A 14,124-nucleotide genomic window follows, 5' to 3' on the forward strand; every position below is an offset into this window, starting at 1 on the left:
ATAGGGCGAAACGCCGGCCGTTCATGCGCTCCGCCGCCCGGCCGAGTATACGGGGCGCGACGCCGGCACGTGAAGCCCGGGCGCCGCAGCCTGCATTGTGAACTCGAATAACCGAAGGACCGCTTGCCCATGCCTGCCCTGATAGAAGACTACGCCCTCGTCGGCGACGGCCACACCGCCGCGCTGATTTCGAAAGACGGCTCCGTCGACTGGCTGTGCTGGCCCCGCTTCGATTCGGGCGCCTGTTTCGCGGCGCTGGTCGGCACCCCCGAGCACGGCCGCTGGCTGCTCGCGCCGGCCGCCGACGCCGCGATCACGCACACGACACGCCGCTACCGCGGCGACACGCTGATCCTTGAAACCGACTACGAAAGCGCCGACGGTGCCGTCACCGTGATCGACTTCATGCCGCCCGGCAACGGCTGGTCGGAGCTCGTGCGGATCGTCGTCGGCCGGCACGGCACGATGAAGATGCGCATGGAACTGGTGTTGCGCTTCGACTACGGTTTCTCGATTCCGTGGGTCACGCAGCTGTCGCGCGAGAACGGCGTGAAGGCAATCGCCGGTCCCGATACGGTCGTGCTGCGCACGCCCGTACCGCTCACCGGCAAGAACCTGCATACGCTCGCCGAATTCACGGTGAGCGCCGACGAGCGCATCCCGTTCTCGCTCAGCTACGCGGCGTCCCACCTGCGGCTGCCGCCCGCGCGCGATTCGCTGTCGATGCTCGCGCGCGCCGAGAACTACTGGCTCGAATGGTCGGGGCGCTGCCAGGTGCAGGGCCGCTACGCGGCCGCCGTGCGCCGCTCGCTGATCACGCTGAAGGCGCTCGCGTACGAGCCGACCGGCGGCATCGTCGCGGCACCCACCACGTCGCTGCCCGAGAAGATCGGCGGCAACCGCAACTGGGACTACCGCTACTGCTGGCTGCGCGACGCGACGATCACGCTGCTCGCACTGATGCGCGGCGGCTACTACGACGAGGCACGCGCGTGGCGCACGTGGCTCGGCCGCGTGATGGCCGGCTCGCCCGAGCAGATCCAGATCATGTACGGGATCGCGGGCGAGCGCCGGCTGCCGGAAATGGAGCTCGACTGGCTGCCGGGCTACCAGGATTCGAAGCCGGTGCGCGTGGGCAACGGCGCCGCGAACCAGCTCCAGCTCGACGTGTTCGGCGAAGTGATGGCCGCGTTGCACCTCGCGCGCGTGGGCGGCCTGCAGGCCGACGACACGGTATGGTCCGTGCAGTGTTCGCTGCTCGACCATCTCGAGAAGATCTGGCAGGAACCCGACGAGGGCATCTGGGAAACGCGCGGCGGCCGCCGCCATTTCACGTTCTCGAAGGTGATGGCATGGGTCGCGTTCGACCGCGCGATCAAGTCGGCCGAGATGTTCCGGCTGCCCGCGTCGCTCGACCGCTGGCGTGCGTTGCGCGACCAAATCCACGCCGACGTGTGCGACAACGCGTGGCATGAAGGCAAACAGGCGTTTGCACAGAGCTACGGCAGCGACGAGCTCGACGCGAGCGTGCTGCTGATGCCGCTGCTCGGCTTCCTGCCGCCGGAAGACCCGCGTGTCGTCGGCACGGTCGACGCGGTCGAGCGGGAATTGCTGCACGACGGGCTCGTGATGCGCTACCGCACGACCGAGTACGACGACGGTCTGCCGCCCGGCGAAGGCACGTTTCTCGCATGCAGCTTCTGGCTGGTCGACAACTACGCGCTGCTCGGCCGGATCGACGACGCGCACCGGCTGTTCAGCCGGCTGCTCGCGCTGTCCAACGACCTCGGGCTGCTCGCCGAGGAATACGACCCGGTCGAAGGCCGGCTCGTCGGCAATTTCCCGCAGGCGTTCTCGCACGTGGCGCTGGTGCATACCGCGATGAACCTGATGCACCACGAAGAGGCAATGGCGCGCGCGGCCGGCCAGCCCGCGCCGGCCGTGGCGACGGGGCGCTGACCGGGGCCGGCGCGGCTTCTTCAGAGATCGTCAATTCACAAAAGTTTGATGAAAAATCGGGGAAATGTTGCATTGCAACATTCATCGTTGTCCGATATGATCGACTCGATTGTCCGGCCGCACTGCAACATGGCCGGTCGCTGACCCACACGGCACGCCGCGACGCCCCACGCCGCCCAGCACCGTCCCCACGCGGGAGTAGTCTGCATGCTTTACCAACTGCACGAATTCCAGCGGGCCATGCTGAGCCCGCTCACGGCCTGGGCCCAGGCCGCCTCCAAGTCGTTCGCCAATCCGTCCAGCCCGTTCTCGCTGATGCCCGGCGCGACGCGGATGGCCGCCGCGTACGAGCTGATGTACCGGCTCGGCAAGGATTACGAGAAGCCCGAATTCAACATTCATCAGATCGTCAAGGACGGCCACAACATCCCGATCGTCGAGCAGACGATCGTCGAGAAGCCGTTCTGCCGGCTGCTGCGCTTCAAGCGCTATTCGGACGACGCCGATGCCGTCACGCAACTGAAGGACGAGCCGGTCGTGCTGGTCTGCGCGCCACTGTCGGGCCACCACTCGACACTGCTGCGCGACACCGTGCGCACGCTGCTGCAGGATCACAAGGTGTACATCACCGACTGGATCGACGCGCGGATGGTGCCGGTCGAGGTCGGCCCGTTCCACCTGCACGACTACATCGCGTACATCCAGGAATTCATCCGCCACATCGGCGCGCGCAACCTGCACGTGATCTCCGTGTGCCAGCCGACGGTGCCGGTGCTCGCGGCGATCTCGCTGCTGGCGAGCCGCGGCGAGGACACGCCGCTCACGATGACGATGATGGGCGGCCCGATCGACGCGCGCCGCAGCCCGACGTCGGTGAACTCGCTCGCGACGCAGCACTCGACCGCGTGGTTCGAGAACAACGTGATCCACACGGTGCCGGCGAACTATCCGGGCGAAGGCCGCCACGTGTATCCGGGCTTCCTGCAGCACACGGGCTTCGTCGCGATGAACCCGGAACGTCACGCGCAATCGCACTGGGACTTCTACCAGAGCCTGCTGCGCGGCGACGAGGAAGACGCCGAGGCGCACCGCCAGTTCTACGATGAGTACAACGCGGTGCTCGACATGGCCGCCGAGTATTACCTGGAAACGATCCGCGTCGTGTTCCAGGAATTCCGGCTCGCGGAAGGCACGTGGGATGTCGCAGGCGAGCGCGTGCGTCCGCAGGACATCAAGCACACCGCGCTGATGACGATCGAGGGTGAGCTGGACGACATCTCGGGCAGCGGCCAGACGCACGTCGCGCACGAGCTGTGCACGGGCATCCCGCAAGACGACCGCCGCAGCCTGACCGCCGAGAAGTGCGGTCACTACGGGATCTTCTCGGGTCGCCGCTGGCGCACGATCATCTACCCGCAACTGCGCGACTTCATCCGCGAGCATGCGCCGGAGCCGAAGAACGGCGCGACGAAGACACCCGCCGATGCACCGATCGTGACGTCGCTCGCCGCTGTGCCGACCAGCAAGCCTCAGCCCGAAACGACACGCGCCACCGCCGCGAAGCGCACGCGCGCGAAGGTACCGGCCGCGACGGTAGCGCCCGCCAGGACGGCAGCCACGAAGGCCGCGCCGGCCGCGAAGCGCGCGGGCAGCACGCGCACCAAGCCCGTTCGCACGCGCAAGGCCGCCTGACGTTCCGCGTTCCGACGCAAAAACGCCGCCGTTGCTTTGCGCACGGCGGCGTTTTCCTATCCGGCGGCCGCTGGGCCGCGTGTCGGCGTGTCGGCTTAGCGTCGCAGCAGATACGCGAGCAGCACCTCGGTATTCATCCTGACCATCTCCGCGCGCTCGTCGGCTTCGCTGAAGTCGCGGCCGAGCGTCGCAGCGAGCGTGAAGCGGTTCGACACGATGTAGTAGCCGAGCCCCGACAGCGTCACGTAGAAGTGCAGCGGATCGACGTCGCCGCGGAACAGCCCGGCCTTCTGGCCGCGCATCAGCACGTTGCCGAGCTTCGCGACGATCGGCGACATCATCTCGCGGATCCGCGTCGACTTGTGCAGGTAGCGCGCTTCGTGCAGATTCTCGTTGTTGATGAGCCGCAGCAGCTCCGGATGATCGCGGTAGTAATCCCACACGAAATGCGCGAGCCGCGTGACGGCTTCGACGGGCGCGACGCCATCGAGATCGAGCACGCGCTCGGCCTCGGTCAGCGCGGAGAACGCGTGTTCGAGCACGGCCGTAAACAACTGCTCCTTGCTGCCGAAGTAGTAATAGAGCATGCGCTCGTTGGTTTCGGCCCGGCGCGCGATCTGGTCGACGCGTGCGCCGAACAGCCCTCCACTCGCGAACTCTTCGGCTGCCGCCATCAGGATGCGGCGGCGCGTACCTTCAGGATCTCTTTTGATTTTTGGCTGATTCATGGTGGCGTTTTGCTATGTGAGCCGCGTGATCCGGACCGGCACCCCCACCGCCTCGGCGCCGATCGCCCTGGAACGGGCGCGCCGCGTGCGGCCGCCCTCCTGCTGAGCCCCTGCAAAAAAGCGGTTCGATTATGCGCACAGACGGCCTCCAGCGCAATGCGGGAAATCGGCGATAATTGAGGTTTGGCAAACCTTTCCGGCCGCACCACACACGGCCGAGAGCCGTTCGGCGTTGCTGCGCCCGTTGTCACCGTGACCGATTCCAAGACCCTCGCGGATCGCATCGAAGATCTGCTTCCCCAAACGCAATGCACGAAGTGCGGCTATGACGGCTGCCGTCCGTACGCCGACGCGATCGCCGCCGGCAACGCGAACTACAACCAGTGCCCGCCCGGCGGCGCCGAAGGCATCGCACGCCTCGCGAACCTGCTCGGCAAGCCCGTGATCCCGCTGAACCCCGTCAACGGCACCGAGCATCCACGCGCCGTTGCATTCATCGACGAAAGCCTGTGCATCGGCTGCACGCTGTGCATGCAGGCTTGCCCGGTCGACGCGATCGTCGGCGCGCCGAAACAGATGCACACGATCATCGAATCGCTGTGCACGGGCTGCGACCTGTGCGTGCCGCCCTGCCCGGTCGACTGCATCGCCATGGTCCCCGTGACCGGCGAGCGCACCGGCTGGGACGCGTGGTCGCAGGAACAGGCGGACGCCGCGCGCGAGCGCCACGACCGCCGGCTCGCGCGCCAGCGTCGCGAGCGCGAGGCCGCCGAAGCGCGCGCTGCCGCGCGCCGCGCGGCCAGCGCCGGTGCGGCCAAGGCGGCGCCGGCCGCGGAAGAACCCGGCACGCAACCGCGCACACCGGGCGCCGCGCCGGCCGATGACGCCGACGCGAAGAAACGCGCGATCATCGCCGCCGCGCTCGAACGCGCACGCAAGAAGAAGGAAGAACTGTCCGAGCAAGGCGCCGGGCCGAAGAACACCGAAGGCGTGAGCGCGGCCGTGCAGGCGCAGATCGATGCGGCCGAAGCGCGCCGCCAGCGGCTCGCCGAACAGCAGGCGCAGCGCGACGCCGAGGCCGCGGCAGCCGGTGACGATCCCGACGATCCGGACCACGACGACGACCGGAACGGCCCGTCCGCGCCGCCTGACAAGAACCGTCCATGAACGCCACCAAACGACGCGCGATCTACGAAACGCTGCAAAGCCTCAATCCGCATCCGACCACCGAGCTCGAATACACGACGCCGTTCGAGTTGCTGATCGCGGTGATGCTGTCCGCACAGGCGACCGACGTGTCGGTCAACAAGGCGATGCGGAAGATGTTTCCGGTCGCGAATACCCCGCGACAAATCGTCGCGCTCGGTGAAGAAGGCGTCTCCGACTACATCAAGACGATCGGCTTGTACCGTACCAAGGCAAAGAACGTGGTCGCGACGTGCAACATCCTGCTCGAGCGCTACGACGGAGAAGTGCCGGCCGATCGCGAAGCGCTCGAGAGCCTGCCGGGTGTCGGCCGCAAGACCGCGAACGTCGTGCTGAACACCGCGTTCGGCCAGCCGACGATCGCTGTGGACACGCACATCTTTCGCGTCGCGAATCGCACGGGGCTCGCACCGGGCAAGGACGTGCGGGCTGTCGAGGCCGCGCTCGAGAAGTTCACGCCGAAGGAATTCCTGCAGGACGCGCATCACTGGCTGATCCTGCACGGGCGCTATGTGTGCAAGGCGCGCAAGCCCGAATGCTGGCACTGCGCGATCGAGCCGCTGTGCGAATTCCGGCCGAAGACACCGCCGCCGAACGAGTGAGCGTCAGCCGCGGCCGACGGGTCGCGCGCATTGCAACCGGCCGGCTCCATTGCGGCGCCGGCGGCTTCCCCCTTTTCCTGCTATGCGTTGGACGTCGCCGTCGCGTCGTCGGCCGCTGCGCCGCCCGCGCGCACGAGCGCCAGCACGGCCGCGAGGATCGCGACGCCGCCGGCCCACTGCAGCGGCGACAGCGCCTCGCCGAACAGCAGCGCCGCGAGCGCGACGGTCACGACCGGTTCGAGCGTCGACAGCATCGACGTGCGCGCGGCGCCCAGCCGCTCGAGCCCGGCGAAGAACGCGAGCATCGCGGCGACCGTCGACACCAGCGCGATCGCGAGCATCGACGCCCAGCCGGCGGCCGTCGCCGGCCAGCGCGGCGGCGCGCCGAATGCCGCGGTCCGCACGACCGCGATCGCGACGAGCGTCGCGGTCGCCGACAGGCAGATGATCGCGGTGGTCGCGAGCGGATCGACACCGCGTGTCGCCTTCGTGCCGCCGACGATGTACAGCGAATAGATCACCGCGGCGGCGAGCGCAAGCGCGATGCCGAGCGGCTCGCCATGCCCGCCGCCGACCATCAGCGCGGAGCCCGCGACACAGAGCACGAGCGCGACCGCCTTCGCGCGCGTGAGGCGCTCGCCGAGCCACCAGGCGGCAAGCAGCGTGACGAAGGCCGGATACAGGTACAGCAGCAATGCGACGAGGCTCGCCTGCGCATGCTGGAGCGCGCTGAAATAGCAGAACGACTGTCCGACGTAGCCGAGCGCGCCCATCGCCACGAGCGGCGCGAGCCTGCGGCCGCGCGGCCATGCGACATCGCGGTGCCGGGCGATCGCGGCGAGGATCGCGCCGCCGATCGCGAATCGCACGATCAGCAGCCCGAGCACGTCGACGCCGGCCGCATATGCATAGCGGCCGAAGATCGCCATCGCGCCGAATGCGGTGGCGGACAGCGCGACATAGAGCGCGCCCCGAAGCGCGACGGACGATGAACGGGGGGTGGCGGACATGATGAGCGGCGCAAGCGCGACGACGGGAATCGTCGGAGTGTAGCGGCGCGGCGGCCGGCAGCCTAGCCCCCGCTTACCCGTTGCGCCCTGGCTGCGACCGACGCGGCCCGCCTTGCGCGACGGGGCGCGCCCCGCTCGCGCGCCACCCGCCGCCAGCACCGTGCGCCGACCCGGCGTACAATGCCCGACGCGGCATGAGGCCGCCCGAATCACGACGTTTCCCCCACCATGTTCAATCCGAGTCGCGACGAAGTCCGTCGCTTTTTCACCGAGACCTGGCGCAAGCAGCGCGCCGGCGAGATCCTGACGCCGCTGGAAGCGATGGCCGCCGACTGGATCGTCGAGCACCCCGAATACCACGACGACCTCGCAGACGCCGACGGCGCCGCCGCGCGCAACTACACGCCCGAGGAAGGCCGCACGAACCCGTTCCTGCACCTGTCGATGCACCTCGCGATCAGCGAGCAGCTGTCGATCGACCAGCCGCCCGGCATCCGCGCCGCGCACGACAAGCTGGCCGCGAAGCTCGACTCGACCCACGACGCGCAGCACGTGATCATGGAATGCCTCGGCGAGACGATCTGGGAAGCACAGCGCACCGGCACGCCACCCGATACGGACGCGTACCTGCAGCGCATCCTGCGCCGCGCGTCGCGCGACTGAGCGCCGCACACAAAAAAATACCCCGCCGTGGCGGGGTATTCTTGCTGCACGAACCGGGCAGGCCGGGCGCGCTTACTTCTTGAAGACGAGATCGGTCTCTTTGAGCGACTCGATGTAGGCCGCGATGTCCTTCATGTCGCTGACCGACAGGTTCTGGACCTGCGCCTGCATGATCGCGTTGTTGCGACCGAGCAGCGGGTTCGTCAGCCCCATCTGGTACTGGCGCATCGCCCACACGAGGTAGTCGGCGTGCTGGCCCGCGAGGCGCGGATACTCGGCGTTGATCGGCTTGTTCAGCTGCGCGCCGTGGCAGGCCGCGCAGTTATGCGATTCGACCAGCTCCTTGCCCTTCGTGGTGTCCGCCGCATGCGCGGTACCGATCGCGAGGCCGGCCGCCAGTGCAACCGCCGCCGTCTTGAATGCGTTGTTCATGAATGCTCCTGTCCCGCCGGTCAGATCGGCGGCGCGCGCTTTACTTGTAGGGATTGTCCTTCGTGTCGGCCTTCTGGGCGGCATAGTAGGCCGCCAGATCCGCGATGTCCTGGTCCGTCAGCGAACCGGCGATCGCATTCATCGACGGGAAGTGACGATCCTTCTTGCGGTAGGCCTTCAGCGCGTTCTCGAGGTATTGCTGGTTCTGGCCGCCGAGGACGGGCACCCGGTAGACCTCCGGGTACGCCGCGCGGTAATCCTGGATGCCGTGGCAACCGATGCACATGGCGGCCTTGCTTGCCCCGTCCTTCGGGTTGCCGACCACACCGGCCGCCTGCGCGCTGCCCGCGAGCGCCACGAGCGCTGCGACAACGACGTGTTTGCCGACGAATTTGTTCATAGCTCTTGTAACCTAGCTTGAGGGGAAACTGGCGCCGAAGCGGCAACGGCCCGCGCCGTTTTGCTTATCGGATCGCCACGCAGGCCAAAAAAAACGGCCAGATTGTACCGCGTCGGCGGGGAATGCGTCCATATGGCGCCCCGGTCCGCCCCGCCGCAGCCCCGCCGCAGCCCCGCAACGATACGTGGCCCCGGTCCAACCGGACAGCCCTTCTGACTTATACTGGGTTTTTTTGCGATTAAGAAGAGCGCCGCCATGCGTTTCGAAGGATCCTCGCACTACGTCGCCACCGACGACCTGAAGCTCGCGGTCAACGCCGCGCTGACGCTGCAACGCCCGCTGCTGATCAAGGGCGAGCCCGGCACCGGCAAGACCATGCTCGCCGAGGAAGTGGCCGCCGCGCTCGACATGCCGCTGTTGCAGTGGCACATCAAGTCGACGACGAAGGCGCAGCAGGGCCTGTACGAATACGACGCGGTATCGCGGCTGCGCGACTCGCAGCTCGGCGACGAGCGCGTGAAGGACATCTCGAACTACATCGTGAAAGGCGTGCTGTGGCAGGCGTTCGACGCCGAGCGCCCGAGCGTGCTGCTGATCGACGAGATCGACAAGGCCGACATCGAATTCCCGAACGACCTGCTGCGCGAGCTCGACCGGATGGAATTCCACGTGTACGAGACGCGCGAGACCGTGCGCGCGAAGCACCGCCCGCTCGTGATCATCACGTCGAACAACGAGAAGGAACTGCCCGACGCGTTCCTGCGCCGCTGCTTCTTCCACTACATCCAGTTCCCCGATGCGTCGACGATGCAGAAGATCGTCGATGTCCACTTCCCGAACATCCGCGAGGAACTGCTGCACGCGGCGCTCCAGAGTTTCTTCGAGTTGCGCGGCGTGTCGGGGCTGAAGAAGAAGCCGTCGACGTCCGAGCTGCTCGACTGGCTGAAGCTGCTGCTCGCCGAAAACATCCCGGCCGATGCGCTGCGCGGCGCCGACGCGAAGCAGATCGTGCCGCCGCTCGCGGGCGCGCTGCTGAAGAACGAGCAGGACCTGAGCCTGCTCGAGCGGCTCGTCTACATGAACCGGCACAACCGGTAATCCACCCGCGAAGGCCCGGCCATGCTGCTCAATTTCTTCTACGCGCTGCGCGCAGCCAAGCTGCCCGTCTCGGTGAAGGAATACCTGACGCTGCTCGAATCGCTGAAGGCCGGGCTGATCTCGCCGTCGATCGACGCGTTCTACTTCCTCGCGCGAATGACGCTCGTCAAGGACGAGCAGTACTTCGACAAGTTCGACCAGGCGTTCGGCGCGTATTTCCACGGCGTGTCCGCGCTGCCGTCCGACGCGTTCGACCTTCCGCTCGACTGGCTCGAGAAGCGCCTCGAGCGCGAGCTGTCGCCGGAAGAAAAGGCGCAGATCGAAGCGATGGGCGGGCTCGACAAGCTGATGGAGCGCCTGAAGGAACTGCTCGACGAGCAGAAGGAACGCCACGAAGGCGGCAACAAGTGGATCGGCACCGGCGGCACGTCGCCGTTCGGGCACGGCGGCTACAACCCCGAGGGCATGCGCATCGGCGGCCCGTCGAACGGCAACCGCACCGCGGTCAAGGTGTGGGAAGCGCGCGCGTACCGCGACTACGACGATTCGGTCGAGATCGGCACGCGCAACATCAAGGTCGCCTTGCGGCGCCTGCGCCGCTTCGCGCGCGAAGGCGCGGCCGAGGAGCTCGACCTGCCCGGCACGATCCGCAGCACGGCCGCGAACGCCGGCTGGCTCGACCTGCGGATGGTGCCCGAGCGCCACAACAACGTGAAGGTGCTGATGCTGCTCGACGTCGGCGGCTCGATGGACGACCATATCAAGCGCACCGAGGAACTGTTCTCGGCCGCGAAGGCCGAGTTCAAGCACCTCGAGTTCTACTACTTCCACAACTGTGTGTACGACCACCTGTGGAAGAACAACCGCCGCCGTCACGCGGAGCGCACCGCGACGTGGGACGTGCTGCACAAGTTCACGCCCGACTACAAGCTGATCTTCGTCGGCGACGCGACGATGAGCCCGTACGAGGTGCTGCAGCCCGGCGGCTCGGTCGAATACAACAACCCGGAAGCCGGCGCCGTATGGCTGCGCCGCCTCGCCGACCAGTTCCCCCACCATGCCTGGCTGAACCCCGAGCCCGAGCGGCTATGGGAATACCGGCAATCGGTCGCGGTGATCCGCGACCTGCTCGGCCAGCGCATGTATCCGCTGACGCTCGCGGGCCTCGAAACCGCGATGCGCGCACTCAGCAAGTAACGAACCCACCCTGCAGACACGAAGGCCGCGTCCGAGCGGCCTTCCCCGGAGATAGCATGAACCCTTCGCCCACCGCGAGCGCTGGCCGCGCCGGCGGCCGCCGCTTTTTCACCGATACGTCCGTCTCCGCGCTCGTCGCCGGCTTCGTCGCGATGATGACGGGCTACACGAGCTCGCTCGTGCTGATGTTTCAGGCCGGCCGCGCCGCGCACCTGACCGATGCGCAGATCTCGTCGTGGATCTGGGCGCTGTCGATCGGCATGGCATTGACGACGATCGGCCTGTCGCTGCGCTTTCGCGCACCGGTCGTGGTCGCCTGGTCGACGCCCGGCGCCGCGCTGCTGATCGCGTCGCTGCCCGGCGTGCCGTATGCCGAGGCGATCGGCGCGTTCGTCGTGTGCGCGCTGCTGCTGACGGCCGTCGGCGTGAGCGGGCTGTTCGACACGCTGATGCGGCGCATTCCGGCCGGCATCGCGGCCGCGTTGCTCGCGGGCATCCTGTTCGAGATCGGCATCGAGATCTTCCGCGCCGCGCAGTTCCAGACCGCGCTCGTGCTCGCGATGTTCTTCACGTATCTGATCGTCAAGCGGCTCGCACCGCGCTATGCGATCGTCACGACGCTGATCGTCGGCACCGCGGTGGCCGGCGGCCTCGGCCTGCTCGACTTCAGCCGCTTCCACATCGCGCTCGCGCAACCGGTGTTCACGATGCCCGCGTTCTCGATCGCATCGATCGTCAGCATCGGCATCCCGCTGTTCGTCGTCGCGATGGCGTCGCAGAACGTGCCGGGCATCGCGGTGCTGCGCGCGGACGGCTATTCGACGCCGTCGTCGCCGCTGATCGCGACCACCGGCCTCGCATCGCTGCTGCTCGCACCGTTCGGTTCGCACGGCGTGAACCTCGCAGCGATCACCGCCGCGATCTGCACGGGCCCCGAAGCGCACGAGGATCACGCGAAGCGCTACACGGCCGCCGTGTGGTGCGGCACGTTCTATTTGATCGCCGGAATCTTCGGCGCGACGATCGCCGCGCTGTTCGCGGCGCTGCCGAAGGCGCTCGTCGTGTCGGTCGCCGCGCTCGCGCTGTTCGGCTCGATCATGAGCGGGCTTGCGAACGCGATGCAGGACGTGAAGCAGCGCGAAGCCGCGCTCGTCACGTTCATGGTCACCGCATCGGGACTCACGCTGCTGTCGATCGGCTCGGCGTTCTGGGGGCTCGTCGCGGGGATCGTCACGCAGGTGATCCTGAATGCACGGCGGCCCGCGTGACGCGGCGCGCCGACCACCGCGACGCACGTCGGGCATGCCAAAACGTGCGCGACACGAATCGGGCCTAAAATGATGGATCGGAGGCGGCACCCGGTGCCGCCTCGCTTCGCCGCCGCGCTCGCGCGGCCCGTGAGAACCCGGCGCCCCGCGCCCTTCTTCCGAATCGCCATGACTACCGCACTCGACCAGCTGAAGCAGTACACGACCGTCGTCGCCGACACGGGCGATTTCCAGCAGCTTGCGCAATACAAGCCGCAGGACGCGACCACGAACCCGTCGCTGATCCTGAAGGCCGTCCAGAAGGACGCGTACAAGCCGATCCTCGAGAAAACCGTCCGCGATCACCGCAACGAAAGCACCGATTTCATCATCGACCGCCTGCTGATCGCATTCGGCACCGAGATCCTGAAGCTGATCCCGGGCCGCGTGTCGACCGAGGTCGACGCGCGCCTGTCGTTCGACACGCAGCGCTCGATCGACAAGGGTCGCGAACTCATCAAGCTGTACGAAGCCGCCGGCATCGGCCGCGAGCGCATCCTGATCAAGCTCGCGTCGACGTGGGAAGGCATTCGCGCGGCCGAAGTGCTGCAGAAGGAAGGGATCAAGTGCAACATGACCCTGCTTTTCTCGCTCGTGCAGGCCGCCGCGTGCGCGGAAGCCGGCGCGCAGCTGATCTCGCCGTTCGTCGGCCGCATCTACGACTGGTACAAGAAGCAGGCCGGCGCCGACTGGGATGAAGCGAAGAACGGCGGCGCGAACGACCCGGGCGTGGAGTCGGTGCGCCGCATCTACACGTACTACAAGACGTTCGGCTACAAGACCGAAGTGATGGGCGCGAGCTTCCGCACGACGAGCCAGATCACCGAGCTCGCGGGCTGCGACCTGCTGACGATCAGCCCCGACCTGCTGCAGAAGCTGCACGACAGCAACGACACGGTCGAGCGCAAGCTGTCGCCGGACGCGCTGCACGACAAGCCGGCCGAGCGCGTCGCGATCGACGAGGCGTCGTTCCGCTTCCAGCTGAACGACGAGGCGATGGCGACGGAAAAACTGTCCGAAGGCATCCGCGTGTTCGCCGCCGATGCGGTAAAGCTCGAGAAGCTGATCGACGCGCTGCGCTGAGCCGCACTGCACGTCGGCGCTGTCAGTTGAACTGTCAGCAAGCCTGACAACAGCCATCAGCAAGCGCTGCGAACGGCCGCGAACAACGTGTTCGCGGCCGTTTTATTTTTCATTCCATCGTCAGGCGCGCGCACTACAATCCACGTCACGAGTGCGCCGGCCGCATCCTGGTGCGCTCTTCCCGGTCAATCTTGGAAGTACCCGCGCCGGCACCGACACGCCGGCCCGGTCAACAGGAGACAACGATGCAAGTCCAACCGTATCTGACGTTCTACGGCCGCGCGGAAGAAGCCCTTCAGTTCTACGAAAAGGCGCTCGGCGCGAAGACGATGTTCAAGATGCATTTCAAGGATGCGCCGCCGAATCCCGATTACCCGATGACGCCGGAGATGGCCGACAAGGTGATGCATGCGAGCTTCACGATCGGCGACTCGATGATCATGTGCTCGGACGGCGACTGCAGCCAGCCAGGCGGCGGCACGCACGCCGGCTATTCGCTGTCGCTGAACCCGGCGACGGTCGAGGAAGGCCGGAAGCTGTTCGATGCGCTCGCCGACGGCGGCGAAGTGACGATGCCGTTCGGCAAGACGTTCTGGGCGCTCGGCTTCGGGATGGCGAAGGATCGCTTCGGCGTGCACTGGATGGTCAACGTCGAGGATCTGTCGCAGCGCGAGGATCTCGCCAAACGCGCACAGGGCTGACGCCAGCGAAAACGCCCGCCGCTTCGCAGCGGCGGGTGTTGTTGTG

14 protein-coding genes are annotated in these 14,124 nt (G+C 67.1%); 10 read left to right on the plus strand and 4 right to left on the minus strand.

Translation table 11 applies throughout. The features are described 5' to 3' along the window. Positions 1–129: 129 nt before the first annotated feature. Both AC1Z3W_RS31980 and AC1Z3W_RS31985 read left to right on the plus strand, forming a co-directional pair. A complete protein-coding gene (locus AC1Z3W_RS31980) occupies positions 130–1,959 on the plus strand; it encodes a glycoside hydrolase family 15 protein (protein WP_057928995.1) in 1,830 nt (609 codons plus the stop codon). A gap of 207 nt (positions 1,960–2,166) precedes the next feature. Continuing rightward, positions 2,167–3,651, plus strand: coding sequence for a polyhydroxyalkanoate depolymerase (locus AC1Z3W_RS31985; RefSeq protein WP_057928996.1), 1,485 nt, complete (start codon positions 2,167–2,169; stop codon positions 3,649–3,651). Positions 3,652–3,746: 95 nt separating this feature from the next. Here AC1Z3W_RS31985 and AC1Z3W_RS31990 read toward each other — a convergent pair whose 3' ends face one another. After that, positions 3,747–4,379 (minus strand): TetR/AcrR family transcriptional regulator, encoded by a 633-nt coding sequence (locus tag AC1Z3W_RS31990; RefSeq protein ID WP_034176600.1) that lies wholly within the window; start codon positions 4,377–4,379, stop codon positions 3,747–3,749. Between the two features lie 252 nt (positions 4,380–4,631). On the opposite strand from AC1Z3W_RS31990, the gene rsxB reads away from it, so the two are divergent. Further along, entirely contained in the window at positions 4,632–5,546 is a 915-nt protein-coding gene (gene rsxB / locus AC1Z3W_RS31995; protein WP_175826703.1) for an electron transport complex subunit RsxB, read from the plus strand. Further along, a complete protein-coding gene (gene nth, locus AC1Z3W_RS32000; RefSeq protein WP_057928998.1) occupies positions 5,543–6,187 on the plus strand; it encodes an endonuclease III in 645 nt (214 codons plus the stop codon). Before rsxB ends, nth begins: the two co-directional genes overlap by 4 nt. An 80-nt stretch (positions 6,188–6,267) precedes the next feature. Here nth and AC1Z3W_RS32005 read toward each other — a convergent pair whose 3' ends face one another. Next, positions 6,268–7,197: a DMT family transporter gene (locus tag AC1Z3W_RS32005; protein ID WP_057928999.1), complete on the minus strand. Its 930-nt coding sequence runs from the start codon at positions 7,195–7,197 to the stop codon at positions 6,268–6,270. 228 nt (positions 7,198–7,425) lie between these two features. Here AC1Z3W_RS32005 and AC1Z3W_RS32010 point away from each other — a divergent pair, with 228 nt between their 5' ends. Next, positions 7,426–7,860 (plus strand): DUF1841 family protein, encoded by a 435-nt coding sequence (locus AC1Z3W_RS32010; RefSeq protein WP_057929000.1) that lies wholly within the window; start codon positions 7,426–7,428, stop codon positions 7,858–7,860. Between the two features lie 72 nt (positions 7,861–7,932). On the opposite strand, the gene AC1Z3W_RS32015 is transcribed toward AC1Z3W_RS32010, so the two are convergent. Together AC1Z3W_RS32015 and AC1Z3W_RS32020 are read right to left on the minus strand one after the other, a co-directional pair. Then, entirely contained in the window at positions 7,933–8,292 is a 360-nt protein-coding gene (locus AC1Z3W_RS32015) for a c-type cytochrome (protein ID WP_011885615.1), read from the minus strand. A 40-nt stretch (positions 8,293–8,332) separates the two neighbouring features. Beyond that, positions 8,333–8,692 (minus strand): c-type cytochrome, encoded by a 360-nt coding sequence (locus AC1Z3W_RS32020; RefSeq protein ID WP_011885616.1) that lies wholly within the window; start codon positions 8,690–8,692, stop codon positions 8,333–8,335. A 255-nt stretch (positions 8,693–8,947) separates the two neighbouring features. On the opposite strand from AC1Z3W_RS32020, the gene AC1Z3W_RS32025 reads away from it, so the two are divergent. From AC1Z3W_RS32025 to AC1Z3W_RS32045, 5 genes are all read left to right on the plus strand, one after another. Beyond that, complete coding sequence (locus tag AC1Z3W_RS32025; RefSeq protein WP_057929001.1) at positions 8,948–9,790, plus strand: AAA family ATPase; 843 nt, start codon at positions 8,948–8,950, stop codon at positions 9,788–9,790. A 21-nt stretch (positions 9,791–9,811) separates the two neighbouring features. Further along, entirely contained in the window at positions 9,812–10,987 is a 1,176-nt protein-coding gene (locus AC1Z3W_RS32030; RefSeq protein WP_057929002.1) for a vWA domain-containing protein, read from the plus strand. 56 nt (positions 10,988–11,043) lie between these two features. Continuing rightward, a complete protein-coding gene (locus AC1Z3W_RS32035; protein ID WP_057929003.1) occupies positions 11,044–12,255 on the plus strand; it encodes a benzoate/H(+) symporter BenE family transporter in 1,212 nt (403 codons plus the stop codon). A 168-nt stretch (positions 12,256–12,423) separates the two neighbouring features. Beyond that, positions 12,424–13,377 carry a transaldolase gene (gene tal / locus AC1Z3W_RS32040; RefSeq protein ID WP_124834027.1) on the plus strand — a complete coding sequence of 318 codons (954 nt, stop codon included), beginning with the start codon at positions 12,424–12,426 and terminating at the stop codon, positions 13,375–13,377. Positions 13,378–13,622: 245 nt separating this feature from the next. Further along, positions 13,623–14,078, plus strand: a complete 456-nt coding sequence (locus AC1Z3W_RS32045) for a VOC family protein (protein ID WP_057929005.1) — start codon at positions 13,623–13,625, stop codon at positions 14,076–14,078. Positions 14,079–14,124: the final 46 nt, after the last annotated feature.

This window comes from Burkholderia sp. 10_S31, assembly GCF_056930375.1.

Coding starts and splice junctions, on each gene's coding strand:
- nth (WP_057928998.1), top strand. CDS start 5,543: ATGAACGCCACCAAACGACGCGCGATCTACGAAACGCTGCAAAGCCTC.
- AC1Z3W_RS32015 (WP_011885615.1), bottom strand. CDS start 8,292: ATGAACAACGCATTCAAGACGGCGGCGGTTGCACTGGCGGCCGGCCTC.
- AC1Z3W_RS31980 (WP_057928995.1), top strand. CDS start 130: ATGCCTGCCCTGATAGAAGACTACGCCCTCGTCGGCGACGGCCACACC.
- AC1Z3W_RS32025 (WP_057929001.1), top strand. CDS start 8,948: ATGCGTTTCGAAGGATCCTCGCACTACGTCGCCACCGACGACCTGAAG.
- AC1Z3W_RS32020 (WP_011885616.1), bottom strand. CDS start 8,692: ATGAACAAATTCGTCGGCAAACACGTCGTTGTCGCAGCGCTCGTGGCG.
- AC1Z3W_RS32035 (WP_057929003.1), top strand. CDS start 11,044: ATGAACCCTTCGCCCACCGCGAGCGCTGGCCGCGCCGGCGGCCGCCGC.
- AC1Z3W_RS32010 (WP_057929000.1), top strand. CDS start 7,426: ATGTTCAATCCGAGTCGCGACGAAGTCCGTCGCTTTTTCACCGAGACC.
- AC1Z3W_RS31985 (WP_057928996.1), top strand. CDS start 2,167: ATGCTTTACCAACTGCACGAATTCCAGCGGGCCATGCTGAGCCCGCTC.
- AC1Z3W_RS32030 (WP_057929002.1), top strand. CDS start 9,812: ATGCTGCTCAATTTCTTCTACGCGCTGCGCGCAGCCAAGCTGCCCGTC.
- AC1Z3W_RS32045 (WP_057929005.1), top strand. CDS start 13,623: ATGCAAGTCCAACCGTATCTGACGTTCTACGGCCGCGCGGAAGAAGCC.
- tal (WP_124834027.1), top strand. CDS start 12,424: ATGACTACCGCACTCGACCAGCTGAAGCAGTACACGACCGTCGTCGCC.
- AC1Z3W_RS32005 (WP_057928999.1), bottom strand. CDS start 7,197: ATGTCCGCCACCCCCCGTTCATCGTCCGTCGCGCTTCGGGGCGCGCTC.
- AC1Z3W_RS31990 (WP_034176600.1), bottom strand. CDS start 4,379: ATGAATCAGCCAAAAATCAAAAGAGATCCTGAAGGTACGCGCCGCCGC.